Source organism: Streptomyces sp. NRRL F-5123, assembly GCF_000721495.1.
In the GTDB taxonomy this organism is placed as follows: Bacteria; Actinomycetota; Actinomycetes; order Streptomycetales; family Streptomycetaceae; genus Actinacidiphila.
The window spans coordinates 64974-88122 of sequence record NZ_JOHY01000012.1 but is presented as its reverse complement, the minus strand read 5'-3'; the positions used below and the strand labels follow the sequence as shown (position 1 = coordinate 88122).

Here is a 23149-nt window from a genome sequence, read left to right as displayed (position 1 = left end):
TGAAAACGCGTACCCCGCGGCGCAGCCGCAAGCTCGTTGCCCGCCGCCCGGCGAAATGGGTTCGCCCCCGGCCCGCCGCAGGTGCGAGCATGAGGACCGTATGTCTACTTACGCAACCAACGACCTGGCCCGCCGCCTCCCGGCGCTTTCGCTGCGCGACGAGCAGCGGCTCGGGCGGCGGCTGGAAGGCGTCCGGCGGATCAGGAAGGCCGAGGCGCGCGACGCCGTGCTCGCCGAGATCGGCCGGGAGGTCGACCGCGGGGAGCAGCGTATAGCGGCCCGCAGGGCGAATGTGCCGGAGATCACGTATCCGGCGGCGCTTCCGGTGAGCCAGAAGCGCGACGAGATCCTGGCGGCGATCCGCGACCACCAGGTGGTGATCGTCGCGGGCGAGACGGGCTCGGGCAAGACGACGCAGATCCCGAAGATCTGCCTGGAGCTGGGCCGCGGTGTGCGCGGCCTGATCGGGCACACGCAGCCCCGCCGCATCGCGGCCCGCACGGTCGCCGAGCGCGTGGCGGAGGAGCTGCGGACGCCGCTGGGCGAAGCGGTCGGCTGGAAGGTCCGCTTCACCGACCAGGTCGGCGAGCAGACCCTGGTCAAGCTGATGACGGACGGCATCATGCTCGCGGAGATCCAGACGGACCGCGAGCTGCGCGCGTACGACACGATCATCATCGACGAGGCGCACGAGCGCAGCCTCAACATCGACTTCATCCTCGGCTACCTGGCCCAGCTCCTGCCCCGCCGCCCGGACCTGAAGGTCGTCATCACGTCGGCGACGATCGACCCGGAGCGCTTCTCGCGGCATTTCGGGAACGCCCCGATCGTCGAGGTCAGCGGCCGGACGTACCCGGTGGAGGTGCGGTACCGCCCGCTGCTCGAAGAGGGTGGCGAGGACGCGGACCGCGACCAGATCACGGCGATCTGCGACGCGGTGGACGAGCTGCAGGCGGAGGGCCCGGGCGACATCCTGGTCTTCCTGTCCGGCGAACGGGAGATCCGCGACACGGCGGACGCGCTGGGCAAGAAGAACCTGCGGCACACCGAGGTGCTGCCGCTGTACGCGCGGCTGTCGTCGGCGGAGCAGCACCGGGTCTTCCAGCAGCACGCGGGGCGCCGGGTGGTGCTGGCGACGAACGTCGCGGAGACCTCGCTGACCGTCCCCGGCATCCGGTACGTGATCGACCCGGGCACGGCCCGCATCTCGCGCTACAGCCACCGCACGAAGGTGCAGCGGCTGCCGATCGAGCCGGTCAGCCAGGCGAGCGCCAACCAGCGCAAGGGGCGCTGCGGCCGTACGTCGGACGGCATCTGCATCCGGCTGTACGACGAGGAGGACTTCCTCTCCCGCCCGGAGTTCACCGACGCCGAGATCCTGCGGACGAACCTGGCCTCAGTCATCCTGCAGATGACCGCGGCCGGGCTCGGCGACATCGCGCGTTTCCCCTTCATCGACCCGCCGGACAGCCGCAACATCAAGGACGGCGTCCAGCTGCTGGAGGAGCTGGGCGCGCTGGACGCCGCCCAGAAGGACCCGCGCAAGCGGCTCACGCAGACCGGCCGCAAGCTCGCGCAGCTTCCCGTGGACCCGCGGCTGGCCCGCATGGTGCTGGAGGCGGAGCGCAACGGCTGCGTGCGCGAGGTGATGGTGATCGCGGCGGCGCTGTCGATCCAGGACCCGCGCGAGCGGCCCGCGGACAAGCAGCAGCAGTCCGACCAGAGCCACGCCCGCTTCCGCGACGAGGGCAGCGACTTCCTGTCCTTCCTGCATCTGTGGACGTACATCCGCGGCCGGCAGCGGGAGTTGTCGTCGTCGGCCTTCCGCCGGATGTGCCGCGGGGAGTTCCTGAACTACCTGCGCATCCGCGAATGGCAGGACATCTACAGCCAGTTGAAGCAGGTCGCGAAGTCCATGGGCATCACCGTGGCCGAGCCGAAGTCGGACGACGACGCGGCCGATCCGGTGCGTGTCCACCAGTCGCTGCTGGCGGGGCTGCTGTCGCACATCGGGCTCAAGGACACCGACGCGAAGAACGAGTACCTGGGCGCCCGCAGCGCGAAGTTCGCGGTCTTCCCGGGCTCGGCGCTGTTCAAGAAGCCGCCGCGGTGGATCATGTCGGCGGAGCTGGTGGAGACGTCCCGGCTGTGGGCGCGGGTCAACGCGAAGATCGAGCCGGAGTGGGTCGAGCCGCTCGCCGAGCACCTGGTCAAGCGCAGCTACAGCGAGCCGCACTGGGAGAAGGACCAGGCGGCGGTGATGGCGTACGAGAAGGTGACGCTGTACGGCGTCCCGCTCGTCGCGCAGCGCAAGGTCAACTACGGGCGCATCGACCCCGAGGTCTCCCGCGAGCTGTTCATCCGCAACGCCCTGGTCGAGGGCGACTGGCGCACCCACCACCAGTTCTTCCACGACAACCGCAAGCTGCTCGGCGAGGTCGAGGAACTCGAACACCGCGCCCGGCGCCGCGACATCCTCGTCGACGACGAGACGCTCTACGACTTCTACGACACCCGCATCCCCGAACACGTCGTGTCCGGCGCGCACTTCGACTCCTGGTGGAAGCACCGGCGGCGCGACGAGCCGGAACTGCTGACGTTCGAGCACTCGATGCTGATCAACGAGAACGCGGAGGCGGTCACCAAGGCCGACTACCCGGACTCGTGGCGGCAGGGCTCGCTCAAGTTCCGCGTCACGTACCAGTTCGAGCCGGGCGCGGACGCCGACGGCGTGACCGTCCACGTCCCGCTCCAGGTCCTCAACCAGGCGGTGCCGGACGGCTTCGACTGGCAGATCCCGGGCCTGCGCGAGCAGGTCGTCACCGAGCTGATCCGCTCGCTGCCGAAGCCGATCCGCCGGCATTACGTGCCCGCGCCGAACTACGCGAAGGCGTTCCTGGACCGCGCGGTGGCCGGGCCCGATCCCCTGCCGTCCGTGCTGGCGAGGGAGCTGCAGCGGATGGTGGGCGTGCCCGTCGCCGCCGAGGACTTCGACCTGGCGAAGGTGCCGGACCACCTCAAGGTCACCTTCCGGGTCGTCGACGAGCGGCGCCGCACCGTCGCCGAGGACAAGGACCTGGAAGCGCTCAAGCTGCGTCTGAAGCCCCGGACGCGCGCGGCCATCACCAAGGCCTTCGAGAGCGCCTCGGACCCCGCCCTGGCCTCCGTGGAGCAGCGCACGGGCCTGAAGGACTGGACGGTCGGCGCGCTCCCCCGCACCTTCGAGACCAGGCGGGCCGGGCAGCCGGTCAAGGCGTATCCGGCGCTCGTGGACGAGGGCGCCTCGGTGGCGGTGAAGCTCTTCGACACCGAGCCGGAGCAGGCCGCCGCGATGTGGCGCGGCACCCGCCGGCTGATCCTGCTGAACGTCCCGGTCAACCCCGCGAAGTTCGTCGCCGACCAGCTCTCCAACCAGCAGAAGCTGAACCTGTCCCGCAACCCGCACGGCAGCATCCAGGCCCTCTTCGAGGACTGCGCCACGGCCGCCGCCGACCGCCTGATCGCCGACCACGGCGGCCCGGCGTGGGACGAGGAGGGCTACCGCAAGCTCTACGACGCGGTGCGCGCGGACCTGGTCGAGCTGACCGTCCGCACGGTTCGCCAGGTCCAGCAGGTGCTGGCCGCCTGGCACTCCTGCGAGCGCCGTCTGAAGGACACCACGAGCCCCGCGCTGCTGGCCAACACCGCCGACGTCCGCGAACAGCTCGCCGCCCTCGTCCGCCCGGGCTTCGTGACGGAGGCGGGCCTCAAGCGGCTCCCCGACGTCATGCGCTACCTGGTCGCCGCCGACCGCCGCCTCCAGCAGATGCCGACGGGCGCGCAGCGCGACGCCACCCGCATGGAGAAGGTCCGCGAGATCCAGGCCGAGTACGCCGAGCTGCTGGCCGCCCAGCCCGCGGGCCGCCCCGTCCCGGCGTCCGTCCGCGACATCCGCTGGATGATCGAGGAGCTGCGCGTGAGCTACTTCGCCCACGCCCTGGGCACGGCTTTCCCCGTCTCCGACAAGCGCGTCTTCAAGGCCCTGGACGCCGCCTGGGCCTGACCGCGGCCCCCTTCGCGTTCGAGTTCGACCGCACCCCCTGACCTGCTGTAGAGTCTGTTCCGCAGCGAGGTCCTGTGGAGCAGTTTGGAGTGCTCGCCACCCTGTCAAGGTGGAGGCCGCGGGTTCAAATCCCGTCAGGACCGCACAAGTTGGCGAAGGCCCGCATCCCTCCGGGAGCGGGCCTTCGCCATGTCCGGCCGCCGGCCCTGTCGAGGCCGCGCCCGCGGCGCCGGCCGCGATCGGACACAGCAAAACCCGTCAGGACCACACGCGTTCAGCCCGAAGACCCGGTTCCGCAAGGAGCCGGGGCTCTTCGTGTTCGCGCCGCCCATTTGCGGGGCAGGCGACGGGGTGTGCCACCGGTCACGCACGCACTTCTCCCGACACTCCCTTCCGGCGCGGGAGTTCCCTACCGCACCGCGCACAAGATCCACAAGCCCGCGGCATGTGACGGGAGTCACGTGAACTCGTTCCGGAATCACGGAACCTGACGCCCTCCGCAGGGCCGTCGATTTAATATGTGCAATGGCACTACGTCCAAGACGTGGTGCCAAGGCACGAAAGAGGGCACGAACACGGCACAAAAACGGATCGCACCGGACCCGGCGGAGTCCGATGCGATCACGGTGAAGCTGTGGTGCTGCTGTGGTCCTGCTGTGCTCCCGACGCGGATCCGGCGGGATCCCCGTCATACGGAACAACTGCCGAGGCACTGCTGACGGAGCCGGTGGAGCTGGGTCCCTTCGGATGCCTGATGGGGGCAGGCGATCCGCCGGAACCGGGCGCCGCCAAGGGGGACGGCGTCCAAAAGTGCCGGTCAGGCCTCGCTGCGCTGCTGCGGAATGCCCGCGAGCAGCGCACGTACCTCCGCCTCGCGGTAGCGGCGGTGGCCGCCCAGCGTGCGGATGGACGTGAGCTTGCCTGCCTTGGCCCAGCGCGTGACCGTCTTGGGGTCGACGCGGAACATGGTCGCGACCTCGGCAGGGGTGAGCAACGGCTCGGCATCAGGGGTGCGAGCGGTCATGAGCGGCCTCCTTGAGAGAACCGAACCAGCGCGGTTCTTTCCTCTGAATTCTGCACCTTGACCCGCGTTGCCCGAAATGGCAGGCGCGGGCCGAGTCGGTAATAGGACGAACGGCTTGTCCTCGGCACTACAACTACACCATCCGTCCAGCCGCGTCGGCCAAACCGATGGATTTGCCCTCTCAGGTGTTCAAGCTCGGCGGAAGCCGATGGACCGTGTCATAACGGACAGTCACGCGAGCGTGACGATCAGTCACAGGACGATCAACTGCAACATCCCCACCTTCGAATCGAGCCCGAGGCGGACCCGTTGTCCCATTTTGGCATGACAGATGGTGATCCAGGCAAGACTCCAGGTACGTGCTCTCCATCACGCTTGACCCGAAAATCCGAATCGCCCCCCGGTCGGACGCCTGAAACGTCCCCGCCCGCAAGGAGGTTGCCCCCGTGTCCGGACCGGAAGATCAGTTCGAGAACTGGAGCTCCCGCACCGCCCGCCAGCGGTCGGTCAGCCGCTCGTACGCGACGCTCGCCGCCGCCGAGTCGCCCTCCCGCAGCGAGGCGAGCCCCTCGGCGACGTCCGCGGCCGAGCGGTCCTCGGCCAGCCGCTCGGGGCCCATGATGTGCACCAGGCCCCCGTAGTCCAGCTCGACGAGCGAGCGCGGGTGGAATTCCTCCAGCCAGCGGCCGACGTCGACGAGCCCGTCGATCAGCGGGCCGCCGTCGTCCAGCGCGTCCTTGAGCACCCGCAGGCCCCGCGCCACCCGGCGGCGGGCCTGCACCATCGGGGTGCGGTAGCGCAGCAGCGGCTCCTTGCGCTCCCCCTCACCCGCCGGCTCGTACTCCCGCTCGTCGTCGCCGACGAGGACGAACCAGCGCACGGGCACGTGCCACGTCGCGGTACGGATCCAGGGCCGCGCGTCCGGGTTGCGCTCGCGCCAGGAGTCGTGGTCGGCGGCGGCCTGCCGGCGGACGACCGGCGGCAGCATCGCGTCCAGCACCGGCGGCGGCAGCTGCTGCCCGAAGGTCTCCAGCGCGAGCCAGCCGCGCAGCCGGGTGCGCCAGGGGCAGATGTGGGTGACCCCGCCGATGTCGGCGACGAAGGCGTCGGCGCTCTCGTGCACGGGCACGGCGATCGGCGGGACGGGCACGAGGCCCGCGAGCGACTGCCGCAGCTCGTCCTGTGCGGTCCGGCAGGTGCCGGACGCGGCATAGCGGTACCAGTGGGTGCGTTCGGGCTCGGGAAAGGCCGCCAGCGGCTCGTAGACGCGCAAATAAGCCGCGTACGGGACCACTACCGGTGAACCGCTCACGCCCGCTCCCTCGCGCCGCCGTGCCGCCACGTCGTCCCCGTCGGCCGTCCGCGGCGTCCCCGTCGATCGTCCCACGCGCCCGCACCCCCGGGACGTGATCCCGGCCACTGGTCACGCCCACGGGCGACGCGCCCGTAGGGGGTGGTGTGGGGGCCCGGCACCACCCCTCGTCCGCCGGGAGGGCCTACGCTGTGCGCAGCATCGCGCCTCCGCCACCCGCACGGGGGCGAGAGCCATCCGCAGCACTGGGACACCGGACTATGGGAGTCACCACCGTGACCGACGTAACCGACACCGGGAGTGTCATCGCCACGCTGTTCCGATCGGAGCAGGGCGGGCACGAGCAGGTCGTTCTCTGCCAGGACCGCGCATCCGGCCTCAAGGCCGTGATCGCGCTCCACTCCACCGCGCTGGGCCCCGGCCTGGGCGGAACCCGCTTCTTCCCCTACGCCTCCGACGAGGAGGCCGTCGCCGACGCGCTGAACCTCGCCCGCGGCATGTCGTACAAGAACGCGCTGGCCGGCCTCGACCACGGCGGCGGCAAGGCCGTGATCATCGGCGACCCGGACACCGACAAGACCGAGGCCCTGCTGCTCGCCTACGGGCGCGCGGTCGCCTCGCTCGGCGGCCGGTACGTGACGGCGTGCGACGTCGGCACCTACGTCGCCGACATGGACGTGGTCGCGCGCGAGAACCGCTGGACCACCGGCCGCTCCCCGGAGAACGGCGGGGCGGGCGACTCCTCGGTACTCACCGCGTGGGGCGTCTACCAGGGCATGCGCGCCGCCGCCCGCGTGCAGTGGGGCGCGGCCTCGCTGAGCGGCCGCCGGGTCGGCATCGCGGGCGTCGGCAAGGTCGGCAAGCACCTCGTCGAGCACCTGCTGGAGGACGGCGCCGAGGTCGTGCTGACCGACGTGCGGGACGCCGCGGTCGCCGCGGTCACCGCCCGGCACCCCGAGGTCTCGGTCGTGAGCGACGCGGAGGTGCTGGTCCGCACCCCGCTGGACGTGTACGCGCCCTGCGCCCTCGGCGGCGCGCTCGACGACAAGACGGTGGCCGCCCTGACGGCGAGCGTGGTGTGCGGCGCGGCCAACAACCAGCTCGCCCACCCGGGCGTCGAGAAGGACCTGGCCGACCGCGGCATCCTGTACGCGCCCGACTACGTGGTGAACGCCGGGGGCGTCATCCAGGTCGCGGACGAACTGCACGGTTTCGATTTCGACCGGGCCAAGGCCAAGGCGACGCGGATCTACGACACGACGCTGGCCATTTTCGAGCGCGCGAGCGCCGACGGGGTGCCGCCCGCGGTCGCCGCCGACCGGCTCGCCGAGCAGCGGATGGCGGAGCGGACCCCGGCCGAGGAGTGGCTGCGTCCGTGAACGCGCCCGGGGTACTCGCGAGTATTCGCCAGTAGCCGGGAGTGACGCACGTGACCGAATGCACGACCCGATAGCAAGTTGGTGCTAGAAGAAGGTAAAATCGGGCCTGACCAGGCAGGACAGGGCCTTGAAAGGCCCCTGTTCCGACGCGCGTCGTGCGGGCGACGTACCGTGCGGCGTCGGAAGCAGGTACCGTTGAGGCCCTACGGGCAGGTTCTCCGTGCAGGAGGCCTTCCGCATCATGAACGCGTGTCAAGACTCGGGGCCGATGAGCCCCGCCGTTAAGGGGGTCGAGCCATGGGGCGCGGCCGGGCCAAGGCCAAGCAGACGAAGGTCGCCCGCCAGTTGAAGTACAACTCTGGCGGCACTGATCTTGCCCGTCTGGCTGACGAGCTGGGCGCATCGTCGTCGAGGCCGGTGAATCCGGAGTCTGTCGACGATGATGACGACGAGCTGGACGACGACGATCCGTACGCTCAGTACGCGGATCTCTACAACGATGACGACGAGGGCGAGGGCGACGAGTCCTCGGGTTCGTCATCCGCGTCGTCGCAACGCCGTCGCGCTTGACGCGATAACGACACCCGCAACGACACCACCTGCGGTGACCCGGTCAGGGGCGGTCAGCCTCCGACCGGGTTTCGTCGTACCCGCGGCCTAGGCCGTCACCCCGCGTAGTCGCCGATCATCCGCACGGCCCCGTCGCCGTCCTCCCGCTCGCCGACCTCGCCGGCGACCCAGGCGTCCACCCCGCGGTCGGCCAGCACGCTCAGCGCGACCTCGACGCCGGTCTGCGGCAGGACCGCGATCATGCCGACGCCCATGTTGAGGGTGCGCTCCAGCTCCGACCGCTCGACCCGGCCCTCCACCCCGACCAGGCCGAAGATCGGCGCGGGCACCCAGGTGGAGCGGTCGACGGTGGCGTTCAGCCCGTCCGGGACGACCCGGGCCAGGTTGTTCGCGAGCCCGCCGCCGGTGATGTGCGCGAAGGCGTGCACCTCGGTCGTACGGGTGAGGGCCAGGCAGTCCAGCGCGTAGATCTTCGTCGGCTCCAGCAGCTCCTCGCCGAGGGTGCGGCCCAGCTCGGCGACCTCGCGGTCCAGCGCCCAGCCGTTCGCCTCGCTCAGCACATGGCGTACCAGGCTGTACCCGTTCGAGTGAAGTCCGGAGGACTCGATCGCGAGCACCGCGTCACCCGTACGGATGCGGTCCGCGCCGAGGATCGCGTCCGCCTCGACGACGCCGGTGCCGGCGCCCGCCACGTCGAAGTCGTCGGCGCCCAGCAGCCCAGGGTGCTCGGCGGTCTCGCCGCCGACCAGCGCGCAGCCGGCCAGGACGCAGCCCTCGGCGATGCCCTTGACGATGGCCGCGACCCGCTCGGGGTGGACCTTGCCGACGCAGATGTAGTCGGTCATGAACAGCGGCTCGGCGCCGCACACCACCAGGTCGTCGACGACCATGCCGACCAGGTCGTGGCCGATGGTGTCGTAGACGCCCATCCGGCGGGCGATGTCGACCTTGGTGCCGACGCCGTCGGTCGCCGAGGCCAGCAGCGGGCGCTCGTAGCGCTTGAGGGCGGAGGCGTCGAAGAGTCCGGCGAAGCCGCCGATGCTGCCGACGACCTCCGGGCGGGACGCCTTGCGCACCCACTCCTTCATGAGCGTGACGGCCCGGTCGCCGGCCTCGATGTCGACGCCGGCGGCGGCGTAGCTCGCACCGTTTGTCTCAGGCATTGCAGGCACTTTCGTGTCGGGGGATCGCGGAAGCGGCCGGGCTCACGGCCTGCGCAGGGCGTCGGCGGCGTCCGCGCCGCCCGCCAGCTCGACCTCCAGCAGCTGCTTGCCCAGCAGCTCGGGGTCGGGCAGCTCCATGGGGTACTCGCCGTCGAAGCACGCACGGCACAGGTTCGGCTTGGCGATCGTGGTCGCCTCGACCATCGCGTCCAGCGAGATGTACGCGAGCGAGTCCGCGCCCAGCGAGGCGCCGATCTCGTCGACGCTCATGCCGTTGGCGATCAGCTCGGCGCGGGTGGCGAAGTCGATGCCGAAGAAGCACGGCCACTTCACCGGCGGCGACGAGATCCGCACGTGGACCTCGGCCGCGCCCGCCTCGCGCAGCATCCGCACCAGGGCCCGCTGGGTGTTGCCGCGGACGATCGAGTCGTCCACCACCACGAGCCGCTTGCCGCGGACGACCTCCTTGAGCGGGTTGAGCTTGAGCCGGATGCCGAGCTGCCGGATGGTCTGCGAGGGCTGGATGAACGTCCGGCCGACGTAGGAGTTCTTGACCAGGCCGGAGCCGTACGGGATGCCGCTGGCCTCGGCGTAGCCGATCGCGGCGGGCGTACCCGACTCCGGCGTGGCTATGACCAGGTCGGCCTCGACGGGCGACTCGGCGGCGAGCTTGCGGCCCATCTCGACGCGCGAGAGGTAGACGCTGCGGCCGGCGATCTCGGTGTCGGGGCGCGCCAGGTAGACGTATTCGAACACGCAGCCCTTGGGGCGGGCGGGCGCGAAGCGCGAGGTGCGCACGCCCTGCTCGTCGATCGCGACCAGCTCACCGGGCTCGATCTCGCGGACGAAGCTCGCACCGCAGATGTCGAGGGCCGCGGTCTCGGACGCGACGACCCAGCCGCGCTCCAGCCGGCCCAGCACCAGCGGGCGGATGCCCTGCGGGTCGCGGGCGGCGTAGAGGGTGTGCTCGTCCATGTAGACGAGGCTGAAGGCGCCCTTGATCTTCGGCAGCACCTGCGGGGCGGCGTCCTCCACCGACAGCGGGTTGCCCTCGGCGTCGCTCTGCCCGGCGAGCAGGGCCGTGACCAGGTCGGTGTCGTTGGTCGCGGCGACCTTGGTGGCCCGGCCCGGGGCCTGCGGCAGCTCGGCGACCATCTCGGCCAGCTCGGCGGTGTTGACCAGGTTGCCGTTGTGGCCGAGCGCGATCGAGCCGTTGCTGGTGGCCCGGAAGGTCGGCTGCGCGTTCTCCCACACCGAGGCGCCGGTGGTCGAGTAGCGGGCGTGGCCGACGGCGATATGGCCGGTCAGCGAGCCGAGAGAGGTCTCGTCGAAGACCTGGGAGACCAGGCCCATGTCCTTGAAGACCAGGATCTGCGAGCCGTTGCTCACTGCGATGCCCGCGGACTCCTGTCCGCGGTGCTGCAGGGCGTACAGCCCGAAATAGGTGAGCTTCGCGACCTCTTCGCCGGGGGCCCAGACACCGAAGACGCCACACGCGTCCTGGGGGCCCTTCTCGCCGGGGAGCAGGTCGTGGCTGAGTCGTCCGTCACCACGTGGCACGTTGTCGAGTCTAGGGCAGGATCGCCCGTCGTCCGAACGGGGGACGGTCACGGAGTGCTGCCGAGCAGGGCTTCTATGCGCGTAGCGCCTTGGGGGGCACGGGGGTGTGACGTACCCCCCAAGGCGGGCCGCCGACCGCTCATGGGGTCCTCACACGGCCGACGAGACTGCGCCCGCATCATAGGGCTCAGGTGTTCACCCCGGGGGCGTATCGGGAAACGCGCGTGAAGCTCCCGCTCCCCGTGGCCGGAACCCATCGGTACGACGGCCGGGATGATCTTGCGGGCCGCGGGCGGCGTCCGGGCACGGAAACGCCCGCCGGTACGGGGGTTCCGGCGGGCGCGTCTTCCGGGGCGATCCCGGCCGGAAATCGTTCTCAGCGGCCGGTCTCGCCGGGTCGATAGTAGGAGCGCGAGCCGGACCGCACCTAGGGAACACCTGACTGGCGGCGTAATTACGCCACCTCGGCCGGGGTGGATTCCAGGACGATACGGATATGGCAGTGCATGACGGGCGCGCCATGGGGTGACTCGGATGTCAGCGGCTGACCGTCACGGGCCGTGTCGTACGCCGGGCGTACGCCGTCCGGGGGCGGATGCCTCGGGAGAGTGCCTCAGCGCATCACCGGGAGGTACGCGGCCAGGTCCGCGCGCTCGCCGCTCGCGGAGACGGCGGCCGCTTCGACCGCCGCGGCCCACGCCGTACGGCCGGTCGCCAGCCGCAGCCAGGTCAGCGGGTCGGTCTCGACGACGTTGGGCGGGGTGCCGCGGGTGTGCCGGGGCCCCTCGACGCACTGCACCGCCGCGTACGGCGGCACCCGCACCTCCACCGCGTTGCCCGGCGCCTTCGCGGCGAGCCCGTCCGCGAGCACCCGCACGACGGCGGCCAGCGCCTGCCGGTCGAACGCGGGCTCGGCGCCCGTGGCGCGGGCCAGGTCGTCGGTGTGCACGACCAGCTCCACCAGCCGCGTCACCGTGAATTCCAGCGCCCGCATCCCGCCGAACGGCTCGGGCAGCAGCCGCCCCGGCCGCAGCGCCTCCGCGCGCAGCCCCGGCAGCCGCTCCACGGCCGCCTCGACCGCGGCGACCGGATCGCCCATCGCGGCGGCCGTCTCCTTCGTCCCGGCGTCCAGCTGCGCCGCGACCGGCCCGGTGGCCTGCGTCCAGGCGTCCAGCCCGGTCAGCCGCCCGCCGCCCACCGGCTCCGGGGCGGCGAGCAGCTCCCCGAGCGCGTCGATCTGCCGCACGACGTGCGCGACCAGCAGCCGCACGTCCCACCCCGGCAGCCCGGAGGGCAGCGCGTACGCCTCCGCGGAGAGCCCCCGCACCGCGTCCGCCACGAGCCCGCTCTGCGCGAGCAGCGCACTCCACGTGCGGTCCGGATCGTACGTACGGGCGCGTCGTCGGCTGGCGGTCGGCATGCGCCGAGCGTAGCCCGGGGGTACGACAGCACGGGGCCTGCGTCTGCCCCGCAGGGCACACCCCAGGGGCGTGGCCAAGCCCCCCGGGGCTCACGCCTGCGGCGCAGGGCGACAAACCACGGGCGCGGGGGGGCTCACGCCTGCGGCGCGGGGCAACAAACCAGGGGCGCGGAGGGGTGCCTCCCGGGCGAAGCCCTGGGGGGGAACCGCGCGCTCAACCCCCACGGCGGGACGGCTGCGCGACCACCGCAAGCGGCACCCCGAAGCGCCAACGGGCGCGGGGAACCGCGCGCCCAGCCCACCCACCGGCGGAAGCTCGCGCGGGCCACCGCAAAAGGCACCCCGAAGCGCCAACGGGCGCGGGGAACCGCGCGCCCAGCCCACCCACCGGCGGAAGCTCGCGCGGGCCACCGCAAAAGGCACCCCGGCGCGCAAGGCGCGGCCCCGCCGGGAGGGCGAAGCTCAGCCCTGGCGAGGCCGCTCGAACGTCAGCAGCAGCCCCTCGACGGCCCCGGGCCCGACCCGCCCCTTCACATCACCGGACGTGATGTCCTTCAGCGCCCAGCCCTCCTCGGCGTGCTTGTTGAGGGTCTTCTCCAGCTTGTCGCTGTCGAGCGCGTCGCCTATCAACGACTCGCGGAAGGTGACGACCTTGTACTCGTACATGCTCTGCCTTCGGCTCGGTCCGGCTCGGTTGCGTCGTGCGCGGCGCACGTGACCGGCCCAGCCAACCACGAACAGCCGCGCGGTGTCAGGGGCCTTGGCCGCTGCCGGGTCAGGCCCCCACCGGCACCGCGCCCAGCGGGATGTCGCGCATCCGGCGCAGCGGCGAGAAGAAGAGCCACAGCCCCGAGGAGCAGCCCCCGACGACGGCTATCCACAGCGTGGCCCGCACCCCCAGCACGCTCGCGAGCGCGCCCCCCGCGAGCCCGCCGAGCGGCAGCGTGCCCCAGGTGATCCAGCGGGCGGCGGCGCTCACCCGGCCGATCATGCCCGGCGGGCAGGTCGCCTGCCGGTAGCTGGTCAGCGAGATGCCGGTGACGACGGCGGAGAAGGTCCAGGCGCTCCACCCGACCCCGTAGAGCACCGCCCGCGGCCCGCTGCCCGCGAGCGGGATGAGCAGCCCCGGCAGGGCGAGCACGGTCATCGCGATCCAGCTGATGCGCGCCGACCCCACCCGCCGGGAAAGCGCCTTCGCCGCCGCGCCGCCCGCGACCCCGCCGACCGCGCCGAGCGCGAGCAGCAGTCCGACCAGGCCGGGGTCGACGTGCCGGGTGCGGATGAGGAAGACGGGGCCGAGGGTCTCGACCATGACGACGAAGAAGTTGGCGGTGCCGTTGAAGGCGACGGAGTTGCGCAGGATCGGGTCCCGCAGCACGTGCCGCAGGCCTTCGGCGATCTGGGCACGCAGCGAGGGCCCGCCCGCCGCCTTCACCGGCTCGGGCTCCTTCGTGCGGATCCCGGCGAGGGTGAGGGCGGAGACGGCGAAGGAGGCCGCGTCGGCGAGGACCGCGGCCGCGGCCCCGAAGGCCGAGACGAGGCCGGCCCCGAGCCCCGGCCCGGCGATCTGTGCGCCCGACTGCGACGCGGCGAGCTTGCCGTTGCCGTCCATGAGCTGCTCGTCGCGCAGCAGGTGCGGCAGCAGGCTCTGGTAGGCGACGACGAAGAAGACGGACAGCACGCCGTCGACGAACTCGACGGCGTAGAGCTGTCCGAGCGTGAGCACCCCCAGCGCGTGCGCGACCGGTACCGACCCCATCACGGCCAGCAGCCCGAGGTTGCACCCCAGCATGAGCGGCCGCTTCCGCACCCGGTCCACGACCGCCCCCGCGGGCAGCGCGACCAGCAGGTACGCGCACGTCCCGGCCGCCGACAGCAGCCCCACCTGCCACGCACTCGCCCCGAGCACGACGACCGCCACGAGCGGCAGCGCGAGCACGGACACCTGCGACCCGACCTCGCTGACGGTCTGCCCGGCCCACAGCAGCACGAAATTCCGATGCCTGAGCAGGCTCTTCCCCTCGACGGTCACCGTCCCGATGCTGGCACCGTCGGCTCGGGCCTGTCCACGGTGAGGAGGTCCCGCACCTCCTGGACGTCGCGGGCGAAACGATCGTCCGGCCGGTGAACGGCGAGTACGCCGTCGAGCGCGGCACCGTTGCCTGCGGGCGCGGGACGCTCAGGCATCTCAGGCATCTTCGGCATTCACCCAGGCCAGCAGCTGCTGCGTGTCGAGCTGGATACCGACAGGGGCGGGGAGGCCGACCTCCTTGCCGAAGGAAACCGTCACGCGCTGCTGGTACGACCCGTGCTCCGGCTCGCTGAAGACGGTGACCTCCCGGGTGTCCCGGTCGATCAGCAGGTAGACCGGGATGCCCGACTCGGCATAGGCACGGGGCTTGTCGACGCGGTCGCGCTGTGTGGTGTCACGGTCGAACGAGGTGATCTCGACCGTCATCAGCACCCCGTCCGTCTCGGCCCACTCGCCCGTCGAGGTCTCGACGAGGTGGCCGACCGGGGCGAGAACACCGTCCGGGATCGCCCGCCCCCTGCGGTAGCTCTCCACCTTCAGGCCCTGCCCGACGTGAAGGTCCCACTGCGGCTTCTGCTGCATGCACTGCCGCACCAGCCACATCGTCATCGCCGTGTGGATCACGTCGGGCACAGCTTTGACCCCCATCCTTCCGCCGATGAGTTCCAGGCGGAGGCCTTCGGACCGGCGCGCCGCGTCGGACGCCAGGCTCTCGAAGTCCTCCGTCTCCATCTGCGCGTGATCCTGCGCCTGCGGCCGGTCGTCCACAGCGGTCACCCGTACCTCCCTGTGCCCGGATCTTCACGCTCCGCCCTCACCCTATCGGCTCAGCGGAACGTAACGTGACCGGATGATCACACTCGACGTTTGTTGTGCCCCCACGCTCGGATTCCGAGCGTAGCCTCCGGACCCGTTCGTGGCTCTGCTCCAATGGCGCGCGAGGCGGAACGGCTCCGCCGCACAACCGAGGAGGCACCGTGCGTACTGCCGCACCCCACTCCGAGCGCTACGCGCACCTCGTGGCCCGGGGGCAGATCCGCCTCGTGGCCGCAACGACCGCCGACCTCGACCGCGTGCCGGTCCGGGACGCCACCGGCGCACTCTCACCGCTGGACATCCTGCTGACCGACCGAGAGAGGGACCCATGCCCTCCCGGCTGCGTCGGCCTCCCCAAGGCACAGCCCGCACCTCGCCGTCCACAGGCCCCGCCCGCACACCTCGACCACACACACGCCGGGAAGCCCGGCGAATGAGGCCCTGCCGTCGTGGGTCGCGTTTTCCCGTGCCGTCGCGGCGGGGTAGCCGCGGTGATCAGGTCGTGATTGCCCCGCGGCCTGCCCAGCTTGCGGACATGGGCCATGAGCCGCGCGAGGCACCGTTGCCTGCGGGCGGGGCGCCCACGGGCGCCCCGTAGCAGCTTTCCCGGCGACTCGTATCGGGAAGCTGAGACGTCAGCCCGCGAACTCCCCCGCCTTGACGGCCCCGACGAAGGCGACCCACGCGTCGGCGCCGAAGAGAAGGGCGGGGCCCTCGGGGTCCTTCGAGTCGCGGACGGGCACGAGGCCGGTGACCCCGTCGGCGACCTCGACGCATTCGCCGCCGTCTGAGTTGCTGTACGACGACTTACGCCACTGCGCCGTGCCGAGGTCTCCTGCTGTGCTCATTGCGCGCTGTACTCCTTGGCCACTGACTCGATCATGTGCAGGGACGCGGTCGGCGAGAGGGCGACCGCTCGCACGAAATCGTATGCCTCGACATAGCCACTAACCATCTCCGGCGAATCCAACAAGTGCCCTGACCGGGCAACTTCGACGTAAACGGCTGGCGGGGCCTCGGGGAAGGTCATCAAGGTGACTTCGCTGCCCATCAGCGGGTGCGCACCCACCGACAGCGGCACGACCTGGAACGTCACACGCCGGGAACGGGCGATCTGCGCAATGTACGTGAGCTGCTCGTACATCCCTTCGCTGTCGCAGACGGGCATCCGCAGGACGTTTTCGTGCAGAACGACCCAGAACTTGGGCGTTGTTGGGTCGTCCAGCAGCCACCTGCGGGCCACCCTGGCGGCGACCATCTCCGCCACCTTGTCCGCGGGGCGCGACGGGTCCGCCGACTCGAACAGCGCGCGGGCATACGCCTCGGTCTGGAACAGGCCCGGAATGAGTACCGACGAAACCTGGCCGATGGTCAGGGCGCTTGTCATCAAGTCGATGACACCCGCGAAGTATTCGGCGTGCTTGGTCGCCTTGAGGACCATCTTGCACAGCCGCTCCAGGTGGCCGTCCGACTTCAGGACCGCGTCGAAGCGCTGCGAGAGGTCGATCTGCGGTCGGCGGTTGGCGGATTCGAGCTGCCCCACGTACGCGCCGGAGCAGAAGACCAGATCGCCCAGGCCCTCCTGCGAGAGGAGCGCGGCCTCGCGCAGGCGGCGGAGTTCGGAGCCGTAGAAGGCCTGGGGGGATTCGAACGGGTTGAGGTCCTTGGGTTGCACCATGGCGGACCGGCCTTTCCTGACAGCGCAAGAGCTGAGTTCGCGTCAGTTGTCGAGCCTAGCTGCACACCGCGACGCTTGGAGGACAGACGGTGATGTCCGGCGTGACGGAAAGTGGTGGGGAAGGCATGAGCACGATGCAGGGCCCGGGCGTGTGCACGGGGTGGACGTTCACCCGGAGCGCGAGGTCCCCGAAGCGGGCGCGGCGGCTGCTGGTGCAGCAGCTCGCGGAGTGGGGCGTGGACGGCGCGGTGAGCGCCACCGCCGAGCTGCTGCTGAGCGAGCTGGTCACCAACGCCGTACGCCACGCCATCCGCCCGACCGGCCGCCTCGTCGCGGTGGACGTCGAGCTGGCCCCGGGGCGGCTCCTCCGCGTCGAGGTCGCCGACGCCTGCTCGGCCCCGCCGGTGCCCCGCCCGGCGGAGGCCCCCGACGCGGAGGGCGGCCGCGGCCTGCTGCTGGTGGAGGCGCTGTCCGCGCACTGGGGCACGTACCCGCGCCGCCACGTCGGCAAGGTCGTGTGGTTCGTCCTGGACCTGGCCCCCGACCTCGCGGGCGTCCCCGCCCCGGGTACGGCTCAGTCGCCGGAGTAGCCGAAGAAGTGGAGCTCCCGGGGCTCTCCCGCGTCGTCGTGGAGCACGACGCACCGGCCCTGCCAGCGCGAGTGCGGGAAGTTCTCGAACTCCGGCATGTGGGCCCTGGTGGGCCTGCGCGTGCCCAGGACGTGCAGCGCCTCGTCCTCGGACACCGGCTGCATCGTGAAGTAGTCCCGCTCCTCGTCCGGGCCGACGATCCGGAAGATGTCGAGGATCGAATGCGTCCCGCACTCCCGGACGTACTCGTCCTCCCACAGCTCCTCGACGGTCCGCGGCCACGGCAGCCGCTCCTCCTCCGGCCGCCAGTCGGCGCCCGGACCCCAGTAGTAGTCCCGCTCCTCGAAGACCTTGCGCTTCAGTGCTTCGAAGGCCCCCGCGAGGTCCTCCCGGTACGGCACGGAGTATTCCCAGCCCGACGCGCCCACGGCGTCCTCCCCCTCGGTCCTGTGCTGACGGCCGGACGCTAACAGCGGCCACCGACAACTGGGCCTCTCACGGCCGGGCCGGCCCCGTACCCGCGCCCGTGGCGGCGATCGCGGCGGCCACCTCCTCCAGGTCCTCCGGGGTCAGCGCCAGCGCGGCCGCGTCGCGCCAGCCGTCGACCTGGGCGGGGGTGCGGGCTCCGACGATCGCGCCGGTCACGCCGGGCCAGGCGAGGACCCAGGCGAGGGCGACCTCGGTGACGCTCACGGCGTGGCGGGCGGCGATCGGGCGCAGGGCGTCGGCGAGGGCGAGGTTGGCGGGGAGGGCGGTGGTGAAGTCCGGGTGGGAGCGGCGCCAGTCGCCGTCCGGCAGACCCGCCACCCGCTCCGCGGAGAACGTGCCGGTCAGCAGGCCGGACTGGAGCGGCGAGTACGCGATCACGCCGGTGCCGTGGGCGCGGGCCCAGGCGACCTCGTCCGCCGCGGAGCGGGTGATCGCCGAGAAGGGCGGCTGGATCACGTCCACGTGCGCGATCTGCTCGGCCGCGTCCAGCAGTTCGGGCGTGTGGTTGGACAGGCCGATCGCGCGCACCTTGCCCTCGGCCTTCAGGTCGGCCATGACCTGCCAGTAGACCTCCAGCGGCGTCGCGTCCGGCGACACCCCGCCGCCCGCGTCCCCGACACCGCCCAGCACCTCTCCGGTGTCGGGCCAGTGCACCTGGTAGAGGTCGATGTGCTCGGCGCCGAGCCGCCGCAGCGAGTCCTCGACCTCGCGCCGTACGCTGTCCGGCCGCATCGTCCGCAGGGGCGCGGCCGAGGGGTCGGCCGGGTCCCACACCAGGCCCACCTTCGTGAAGAGGTACGGGCGTTCGTCCGCGGCGAGGCCCGCGACCGCCTTGCCGACCAGCTCCTCGGAGTGGCCGTGGCCGTACACCGCGGCGGTGTCGATCCAGTTGACGCCCGAGCGCACCGCGTGCCGTATCGCCTCGACCGACTCGGTGTCGTCCGTGTCGCCCCACCCGTAGGACCAGTTGGAGCCGGAGACCGCCCAGGAGCCGAAGCCCAGGCGGGAGATGTGCAGACCGGTGCGGCCGAGCGGGACGGTGTCCGTGGTGCTCATGACGGTGAACTCCCCGTGTACGCGGCCCGGTCGGCGCCGGGCCCCGGAACCCTTCCGGTGCCTCCACCCTCACCCGGCACGCCCCGCGCAGCCACGGCCCTCCCGTGCCTGGGCACGGCGTGACCAGGCACCGTCCGCCCATCTCCCGTACGGCCCGCGATACTTGGCGTATGCCGATGGACAGACGGACCGAACTGGGCGACTTCCTGCGCTCGCGCCGCGCCCGGCTGCGCCCCGAGGACCTCGGCCTGCCCCGGCACGGCGGCCTGCGCCGCGTACCCGGCCTGCGCCGGGAGGAGTTGGCGCAGCTCGCCGGGGTGAGCGTCGACCACTACGTCCGGCTGGAGCAGGGCCGCACCCTGCACTTCTCGGAGGCCGTCCTCGACGCGGTCGCCCGCGCGCTGCGGCTCGACGCGGTCGAGCGCGAGCACCTCTACCGCCTGGCCCGCCCCGCGCCGGCCTCCGACCCGTCCCCGTACCCGGACGACGTACGCCCCGGCCTGCGCCGCCTGCTGGACTCCGCCGCCGACGTCCCCGCGTACGTCATCGGCCGCGGCACGCAGGTGCTGGCCTGGAACGCGCTCGCCGCCGCCCTGCTCACCGACTTCGGCGCGCTCCCGCCGCGCGAGCGCAACATGGCCCGCCTGGTCTTCCTCGACGACGCGACGCGCAGCCTCTACGCCGACTGGCGCGCGAAGGCCCACGACGTCGCCGCCTACCTCCGCCTCGACGCGGCCCGCCACCCCGACGACCCCGCCCTCGCCGCCCTCCTCGCCGAACTCGACGCGTCCGGCCCCGACTTCCGCGAGGTCTGGGCCGAACACCGCCTCCGCGACAAGACCCACGGCGGCTACCGCTACCACCACCCGCTCGTCGGCCCCCTCGACCTCGCCTTCGAGACCTTCCGCCTCCCCGACGCCCCCGACCAGGCCCTCGTCATCCACACCGCGGAGGCGGACTCCCCCTCCGCGACGGCCCTCCGCCTGCTGGCGACCTGGTCCCGCGAGACGTCGCGTGCCGCGCACTGAGAGGGGACCCGGCAACCGCCGAGACGCAGCGCGACCGCGTCGAGAAGCCGCGTGCGTACGCCGAGTCGGAGATCCCCGTCTACCTGCTCGTCGACCGCGACACCCGCGAGGTCACCGTCCACAGCAGGCCCGAAGAGGGCGCGTACGCCCTGCGGTTGACCGTCCCCTTCGGCAAGGCGGTCCCCCTCCCCGAGCCCGTGGGGTTCGAGCTGGACACCCAGCAGCTGCTGGGCTGGGCCGCCGAGGAGGGGTGACAGCGGCAGGCCGCTACATCTGGAGGCCGAGGACCATCCACTGCTCCGGCTTCTCGATCGGCGTGAAGCCGACCTTCGCGTAGACGCCCTGCGCGTCGGCCGTGGCCAGGAGGATGCGGCGCAGGCCGTGCGGGGCGAGGTGGTCGCGGATCGCGGCGACCAGGGCGGTGCCGAGGCCCTTGCCGCGGGCGGCGGGGGCCACGTAGACGTCGCAGAGCCACGCGAAGGTGGTCTTGTCCGTGATGACCCGCGCGTACGCGCACTGCTCACCGGACGCGCTGTCGTACACCCCGAAGTTCAGCGACCCGGCGATCGCCGCGTCCTGCTTCTCGCGCGTCCGCCCGCGCGCCCAGTACGTATCCTCCGACAGCCACGCGTGCACGCGCGCGGCATCGATCCGCGCGGGGTCGGCGGATATCTCGTACCCGCCCGGAAGTTCACCATTTCCCATCCCCGCACCCAACCAGCCCCCCGGACCCCCGGGCCAGCGGTTTTCTTCGGGTGGCTAGGCGCTGGCAGCGTCGGCGGCGCCCGCTTCCTCGTCGTCGACGACCACGCCGGACCCGTACGGGAGCAGCACTTTCGTGTCGAGCTTCCACGGACCGACCGCGACGGTGTCCCCGAAGACGAAGGTCACCTCACGATCCCCCGCGTGTTTTCATGGCCCCCGCACAGCACGTGCAAGGCACAAGGGGGGCACCATGGGCGCCACGGCGTCGAAAGCCGCGGCAGCGGCCGCGATCACGGCCGCGCTGGTCGTGACGGCGGGCTGCGGAGGCGGGGGCGGGGGCGGAAAGGCTGCGCCTGCGAAGGGGAAAGCCCCGGCCACGCGCAGCGCCCGCCCCGTCGTGGACGCGCCGACGCTCACGCAGGCGCAGCTGGAGAACGCCGAGGTGGGGGCCGCGGAATTGCCGGGGTGGACGACGGAGGCCGTGATCGGGAAGGGCGGGCAGGCGCCCGTCGTGCACGACCCGGCCACGATGCCGCAGGCGACGCCCGGCGCGTGCCAGCCGCTGTACGCGATGTCGGACGGGCTGCTGGGCGGCCGGGAGCCGTTCACGGGGGTCGCGGCGGAGTGGCTGCGGGCGGACGCGCCGGATCTCGGCATACACCTGGTACTGCTCAACCTGCGGTCCTACGCCACCGCCGCCGGCGCCGAGCGGGTCGTGACGGATCTGCGGACCTCGCTGGCCGCCTGCCGGCAGGAGTTCGACTCCCCGCGCGAGCCGCGGATGAAGTTCGGCGCCGCCCGGCAGTTTGCCGACCCGGCGGCGGGGGACGACGCGCTCGCCTACCGGATCACCAAGACCCCGCGCGCCGCGGACCTCGGCGACCCCGCGAACCCCATGCTCAACCCCGCCCACATCGTGGTCGTGCGCTGCGGCACGACGGTCGCGTCCTTCGGCGAGACGATCCCCGCCGACGTCGCCACCCCCGAGGTCCCGACGGCCGTCGTCACCGCCCAGGCCGCCAAGCTCGCGAAGGTCGCCGGTCGGGGCTGAGGTCAGCCGACCCCCACCGCCCCCCGCGCCGCGAACTCCCGGTTGCGGGCCGTCTGCTCGCGGTAGCGGGGCGGGAGGTCGGGCAGGGCCAGCAGGCGGTCGCAGGCGTGGAGGGAAGCGGGCAGGTCACCCGTCCAGTAGGCGGTGATCGAGTATTCGAAGAGCAGGCCCCAGCGGTAGATCCAGGGCTGGACGAAGAGCCAGTCCGCGGGGGCGGGGCGGTCGAGGGCGGCGGTGGCGAAGGCGTGGGCGGCGGCGTGGTGGCCCATGCCGCGCAGGCGGGTCACCAGTTCGTAGACGGCCTCCAGGCGTTGCGGGCGGGACTGCCAGGCGCGGACCAGGGTGTCCATGGCGAGCGGCCAGGCGCCGGTGGCGGCGCGCAGGACGCCGGCCTGGAGGAGGGCGTAGTAGACCTCCTCCTCCCAGCCGCCCATCGTCGCGCGCCGCTCGTAGAGGGTGATCGCCTCCTGCGTCTCGCCGAGGTCGCGGAGGGTCTGGGCGAGGTAGAAGACGGTGCGCGGGTTGCCGGGGTCGCGGGCGAGGTCCGCGCGCAGCAGGGCGGCGTCGCGGGTGAACTTGTCGGCCCGCGAGCCCCCGTCCGCGTGGTGGTCGATCACGAGCGTGTCGAGGTCGGCGACGGTGTGGTGCACGTCGGCGGTCAGGTACTCGTGCGTGGCGCCCTCGTACCGCCACGGCAGCGCGCCGCGCACCAGCCGCTTGATGCGGTACTCGACGTCGCCCGCGTGCCGGAGCATGTACGCGTCGGCGGTGAGTCCGCTCGCGTCGAACGCGGCCTGGGCGCCGCCCGCGGGCTCGACGCGTACGACCATGTCCGCGTCGAGGAGCAGCAGGAAGTCCGCGCGGCCGAGGGCGCGGCGGATGTTGCGGGTGCGGTTGTGGCCGAAGTCCTGCCACTCGGAGGCGTGGAGCTCGCCGGGGATGCCGTGGAGGGCGCGGCGGACGAGGTCCTGGGTGCCGTCGGTGGAGCCGGTGTCGTCGATGACCCACGAGTCGATGAGCGGGCGCGCCGCCGCAAGGCACCGCTCGATGACCTTCGCCTCGTTCCTGACGATCATGCACAGGCACACGGTGGGCCGGGCCCGGGGCGTCCCGGACCGGTCCCCGGGTGTCCCGGGCCGGTCCTGCTCGCTCCCCGCGCGCTGCTGCTGGATCCCTGCCATGTGAGTCTCCTCTTCGCCGACCGGCCGGGCAGCAGAGACTTGTCCCTGAGAGA

24 protein-coding genes and 1 tRNA gene are annotated in these 23149 nt (G+C 72.1%); 9 read left to right on the top strand and 16 right to left on the bottom strand.

What is annotated here, in order from left to right; translation table 11 throughout:
- Nucleotides 1-100: 100 nt before the first annotated feature.
- Both hrpA and IH54_RS0114320 read left to right on the top strand, forming a co-directional pair.
- Nucleotides 101-4042 carry an ATP-dependent RNA helicase HrpA gene (gene hrpA / locus IH54_RS0114325; protein WP_031516632.1) on the top strand — a complete coding sequence of 1314 codons (3942 nt, stop codon included), beginning with the start codon at nucleotides 101-103 and terminating at the stop codon, nucleotides 4040-4042.
- Nucleotides 4043-4110: 68 nt separating this feature from the next.
- Nucleotides 4111-4185: transfer RNA gene (locus IH54_RS0114320), tRNA-Asp, on the top strand.
- Nucleotides 4186-4859: 674 nt separating this feature from the next.
- Here the strand turns inward: IH54_RS0114320 and bldC are convergent.
- Complete coding sequence (bldC, locus tag IH54_RS0114315) at nucleotides 4860-5066, bottom strand: developmental transcriptional regulator BldC (RefSeq protein WP_003949541.1); 207 nt, start codon at nucleotides 5064-5066, stop codon at nucleotides 4860-4862.
- Nucleotides 5067-5529: 463 nt separating this feature from the next.
- Complete coding sequence (locus tag IH54_RS0114310) at nucleotides 5530-6378, bottom strand: hypothetical protein (RefSeq protein ID WP_031516630.1); 849 nt, start codon at nucleotides 6376-6378, stop codon at nucleotides 5530-5532.
- 260 nt (nucleotides 6379-6638) lie between these two features.
- On the opposite strand from IH54_RS0114310, the gene IH54_RS0114305 reads away from it, so the two are divergent.
- Both IH54_RS0114305 and IH54_RS0114300 read left to right on the top strand, forming a co-directional pair.
- On the top strand, nucleotides 6639-7757 hold the full coding sequence (locus IH54_RS0114305; protein WP_199923389.1) for a Glu/Leu/Phe/Val dehydrogenase: 1119 nt from the start codon (nucleotides 6639-6641) through the stop codon (nucleotides 7755-7757).
- Between the two features lie 297 nt (nucleotides 7758-8054).
- Nucleotides 8055-8327, top strand: coding sequence for a DUF3073 domain-containing protein (locus IH54_RS0114300; RefSeq protein ID WP_031516626.1), 273 nt, complete (start codon nucleotides 8055-8057; stop codon nucleotides 8325-8327).
- Nucleotides 8328-8422: 95 nt separating this feature from the next.
- On the opposite strand, the gene purM is transcribed toward IH54_RS0114300, so the two are convergent.
- The 7 genes from purM to IH54_RS0114270 all read right to left on the bottom strand — a co-directional run bounded on the left by purM (nucleotide 8423) and on the right by IH54_RS0114270 (nucleotide 15279).
- Nucleotides 8423-9490, bottom strand: a complete 1068-nt coding sequence (gene purM / locus IH54_RS0114295; protein WP_031516624.1) for a phosphoribosylformylglycinamidine cyclo-ligase — start codon at nucleotides 9488-9490, stop codon at nucleotides 8423-8425.
- Nucleotides 9491-9532: 42 nt separating this feature from the next.
- Entirely contained in the window at nucleotides 9533-11050 is a 1518-nt protein-coding gene (gene purF / locus IH54_RS0114290) for an amidophosphoribosyltransferase (RefSeq protein WP_031516622.1), read from the bottom strand.
- A 613-nt stretch (nucleotides 11051-11663) separates the two neighbouring features.
- Nucleotides 11664-12470 (bottom strand): maleylpyruvate isomerase family mycothiol-dependent enzyme, encoded by an 807-nt coding sequence (locus IH54_RS0114285; RefSeq protein ID WP_031516620.1) that lies wholly within the window; start codon nucleotides 12468-12470, stop codon nucleotides 11664-11666.
- Nucleotides 12471-12932: 462 nt separating this feature from the next.
- A complete protein-coding gene (locus IH54_RS0114280) occupies nucleotides 12933-13136 on the bottom strand; it encodes a DUF4177 domain-containing protein (RefSeq protein ID WP_031516618.1) in 204 nt (67 codons plus the stop codon).
- Between the two features lie 109 nt (nucleotides 13137-13245).
- Nucleotides 13246-14502 carry an MFS transporter gene (locus IH54_RS0114275; protein WP_234343519.1) on the bottom strand — a complete coding sequence of 419 codons (1257 nt, stop codon included), beginning with the start codon at nucleotides 14500-14502 and terminating at the stop codon, nucleotides 13246-13248.
- Nucleotides 14499-14657, bottom strand: coding sequence for a hypothetical protein (locus IH54_RS45505; protein WP_159011830.1), 159 nt, complete (start codon nucleotides 14655-14657; stop codon nucleotides 14499-14501). Before IH54_RS45505 ends, IH54_RS0114275 begins: the two co-directional genes overlap by 4 nt.
- Nucleotide 14658: 1 nt before the next feature.
- The gene (locus IH54_RS0114270; protein ID WP_324607793.1) at nucleotides 14659-15279 is read right to left on the bottom strand and encodes a Uma2 family endonuclease; all 621 of its coding nucleotides are present in this window, start codon (nucleotides 15277-15279) and stop codon (nucleotides 14659-14661) included.
- Between the two features lie 200 nt (nucleotides 15280-15479).
- Between IH54_RS0114270 and IH54_RS45500 the strand changes: the two genes are divergently transcribed.
- Entirely contained in the window at nucleotides 15480-15755 is a 276-nt protein-coding gene (locus IH54_RS45500; RefSeq protein WP_159011828.1) for a hypothetical protein, read from the top strand.
- A 198-nt stretch (nucleotides 15756-15953) separates the two neighbouring features.
- Here IH54_RS45500 and IH54_RS0114265 read toward each other — a convergent pair whose 3' ends face one another.
- Both IH54_RS0114265 and IH54_RS0114260 read right to left on the bottom strand, forming a co-directional pair.
- Nucleotides 15954-16166: a DUF397 domain-containing protein gene (locus IH54_RS0114265; RefSeq protein ID WP_031516612.1), complete on the bottom strand. Its 213-nt coding sequence runs from the start codon at nucleotides 16164-16166 to the stop codon at nucleotides 15954-15956.
- Complete coding sequence (locus tag IH54_RS0114260) at nucleotides 16163-16996, bottom strand: helix-turn-helix domain-containing protein (RefSeq protein WP_031516610.1); 834 nt, start codon at nucleotides 16994-16996, stop codon at nucleotides 16163-16165. Before IH54_RS0114260 ends, IH54_RS0114265 begins: the two co-directional genes overlap by 4 nt.
- 125 nt (nucleotides 16997-17121) lie before the next feature.
- On the opposite strand from IH54_RS0114260, the gene IH54_RS0114255 reads away from it, so the two are divergent.
- Nucleotides 17122-17586 carry an ATP-binding protein gene (locus tag IH54_RS0114255; RefSeq protein ID WP_063762296.1) on the top strand — a complete coding sequence of 155 codons (465 nt, stop codon included), beginning with the start codon at nucleotides 17122-17124 and terminating at the stop codon, nucleotides 17584-17586.
- On the opposite strand, the gene IH54_RS0114250 is transcribed toward IH54_RS0114255, so the two are convergent.
- Nucleotides 17571-18014 carry a hypothetical protein gene (locus IH54_RS0114250; RefSeq protein ID WP_031516606.1) on the bottom strand — a complete coding sequence of 148 codons (444 nt, stop codon included), beginning with the start codon at nucleotides 18012-18014 and terminating at the stop codon, nucleotides 17571-17573. The two genes, IH54_RS0114255 and IH54_RS0114250, sit on opposite strands and share 16 nt — an antisense overlap.
- Before the next feature lie 67 nt (nucleotides 18015-18081).
- A complete protein-coding gene (locus tag IH54_RS0114245; RefSeq protein WP_031516604.1) occupies nucleotides 18082-19131 on the bottom strand; it encodes an aldo/keto reductase in 1050 nt (349 codons plus the stop codon).
- Between the two features lie 170 nt (nucleotides 19132-19301).
- Here IH54_RS0114245 and IH54_RS0114240 point away from each other — a divergent pair, with 170 nt between their 5' ends.
- On the top strand, nucleotides 19302-20159 hold the full coding sequence (locus tag IH54_RS0114240; RefSeq protein WP_031516602.1) for a helix-turn-helix transcriptional regulator: 858 nt from the start codon (nucleotides 19302-19304) through the stop codon (nucleotides 20157-20159).
- A complete protein-coding gene (locus IH54_RS43110; protein ID WP_078862209.1) occupies nucleotides 20126-20413 on the top strand; it encodes a Uma2 family endonuclease in 288 nt (95 codons plus the stop codon). Before IH54_RS0114240 ends, IH54_RS43110 begins: the two co-directional genes overlap by 34 nt.
- A gap of 13 nt (nucleotides 20414-20426) precedes the next feature.
- Here the strand turns inward: IH54_RS43110 and IH54_RS0114230 are convergent, their stop codons facing one another.
- Both IH54_RS0114230 and IH54_RS47665 read right to left on the bottom strand, forming a co-directional pair.
- Nucleotides 20427-20864 carry a GNAT family N-acetyltransferase gene (locus tag IH54_RS0114230; protein WP_031516600.1) on the bottom strand — a complete coding sequence of 146 codons (438 nt, stop codon included), beginning with the start codon at nucleotides 20862-20864 and terminating at the stop codon, nucleotides 20427-20429.
- Nucleotides 20865-20918: 54 nt separating this feature from the next.
- On the bottom strand, nucleotides 20919-21050 hold the full coding sequence (locus IH54_RS47665) for a hypothetical protein (protein ID WP_267965184.1): 132 nt from the start codon (nucleotides 21048-21050) through the stop codon (nucleotides 20919-20921).
- Nucleotides 21051-21114: 64 nt separating this feature from the next.
- Here IH54_RS47665 and IH54_RS0114220 point away from each other — a divergent pair, with 64 nt between their 5' ends.
- Nucleotides 21115-21915, top strand: a complete 801-nt coding sequence (locus IH54_RS0114220) for a hypothetical protein (protein ID WP_159011826.1) — start codon at nucleotides 21115-21117, stop codon at nucleotides 21913-21915.
- A gap of 2 nt (nucleotides 21916-21917) precedes the next feature.
- Here the strand turns inward: IH54_RS0114220 and IH54_RS0114215 are convergent, their stop codons facing one another.
- The gene (locus IH54_RS0114215; protein ID WP_324607792.1) at nucleotides 21918-23096 is read right to left on the bottom strand and encodes a glycosyltransferase; all 1179 of its coding nucleotides are present in this window, start codon (nucleotides 23094-23096) and stop codon (nucleotides 21918-21920) included.
- Nucleotides 23097-23149 lie beyond the last annotated feature (53 nt).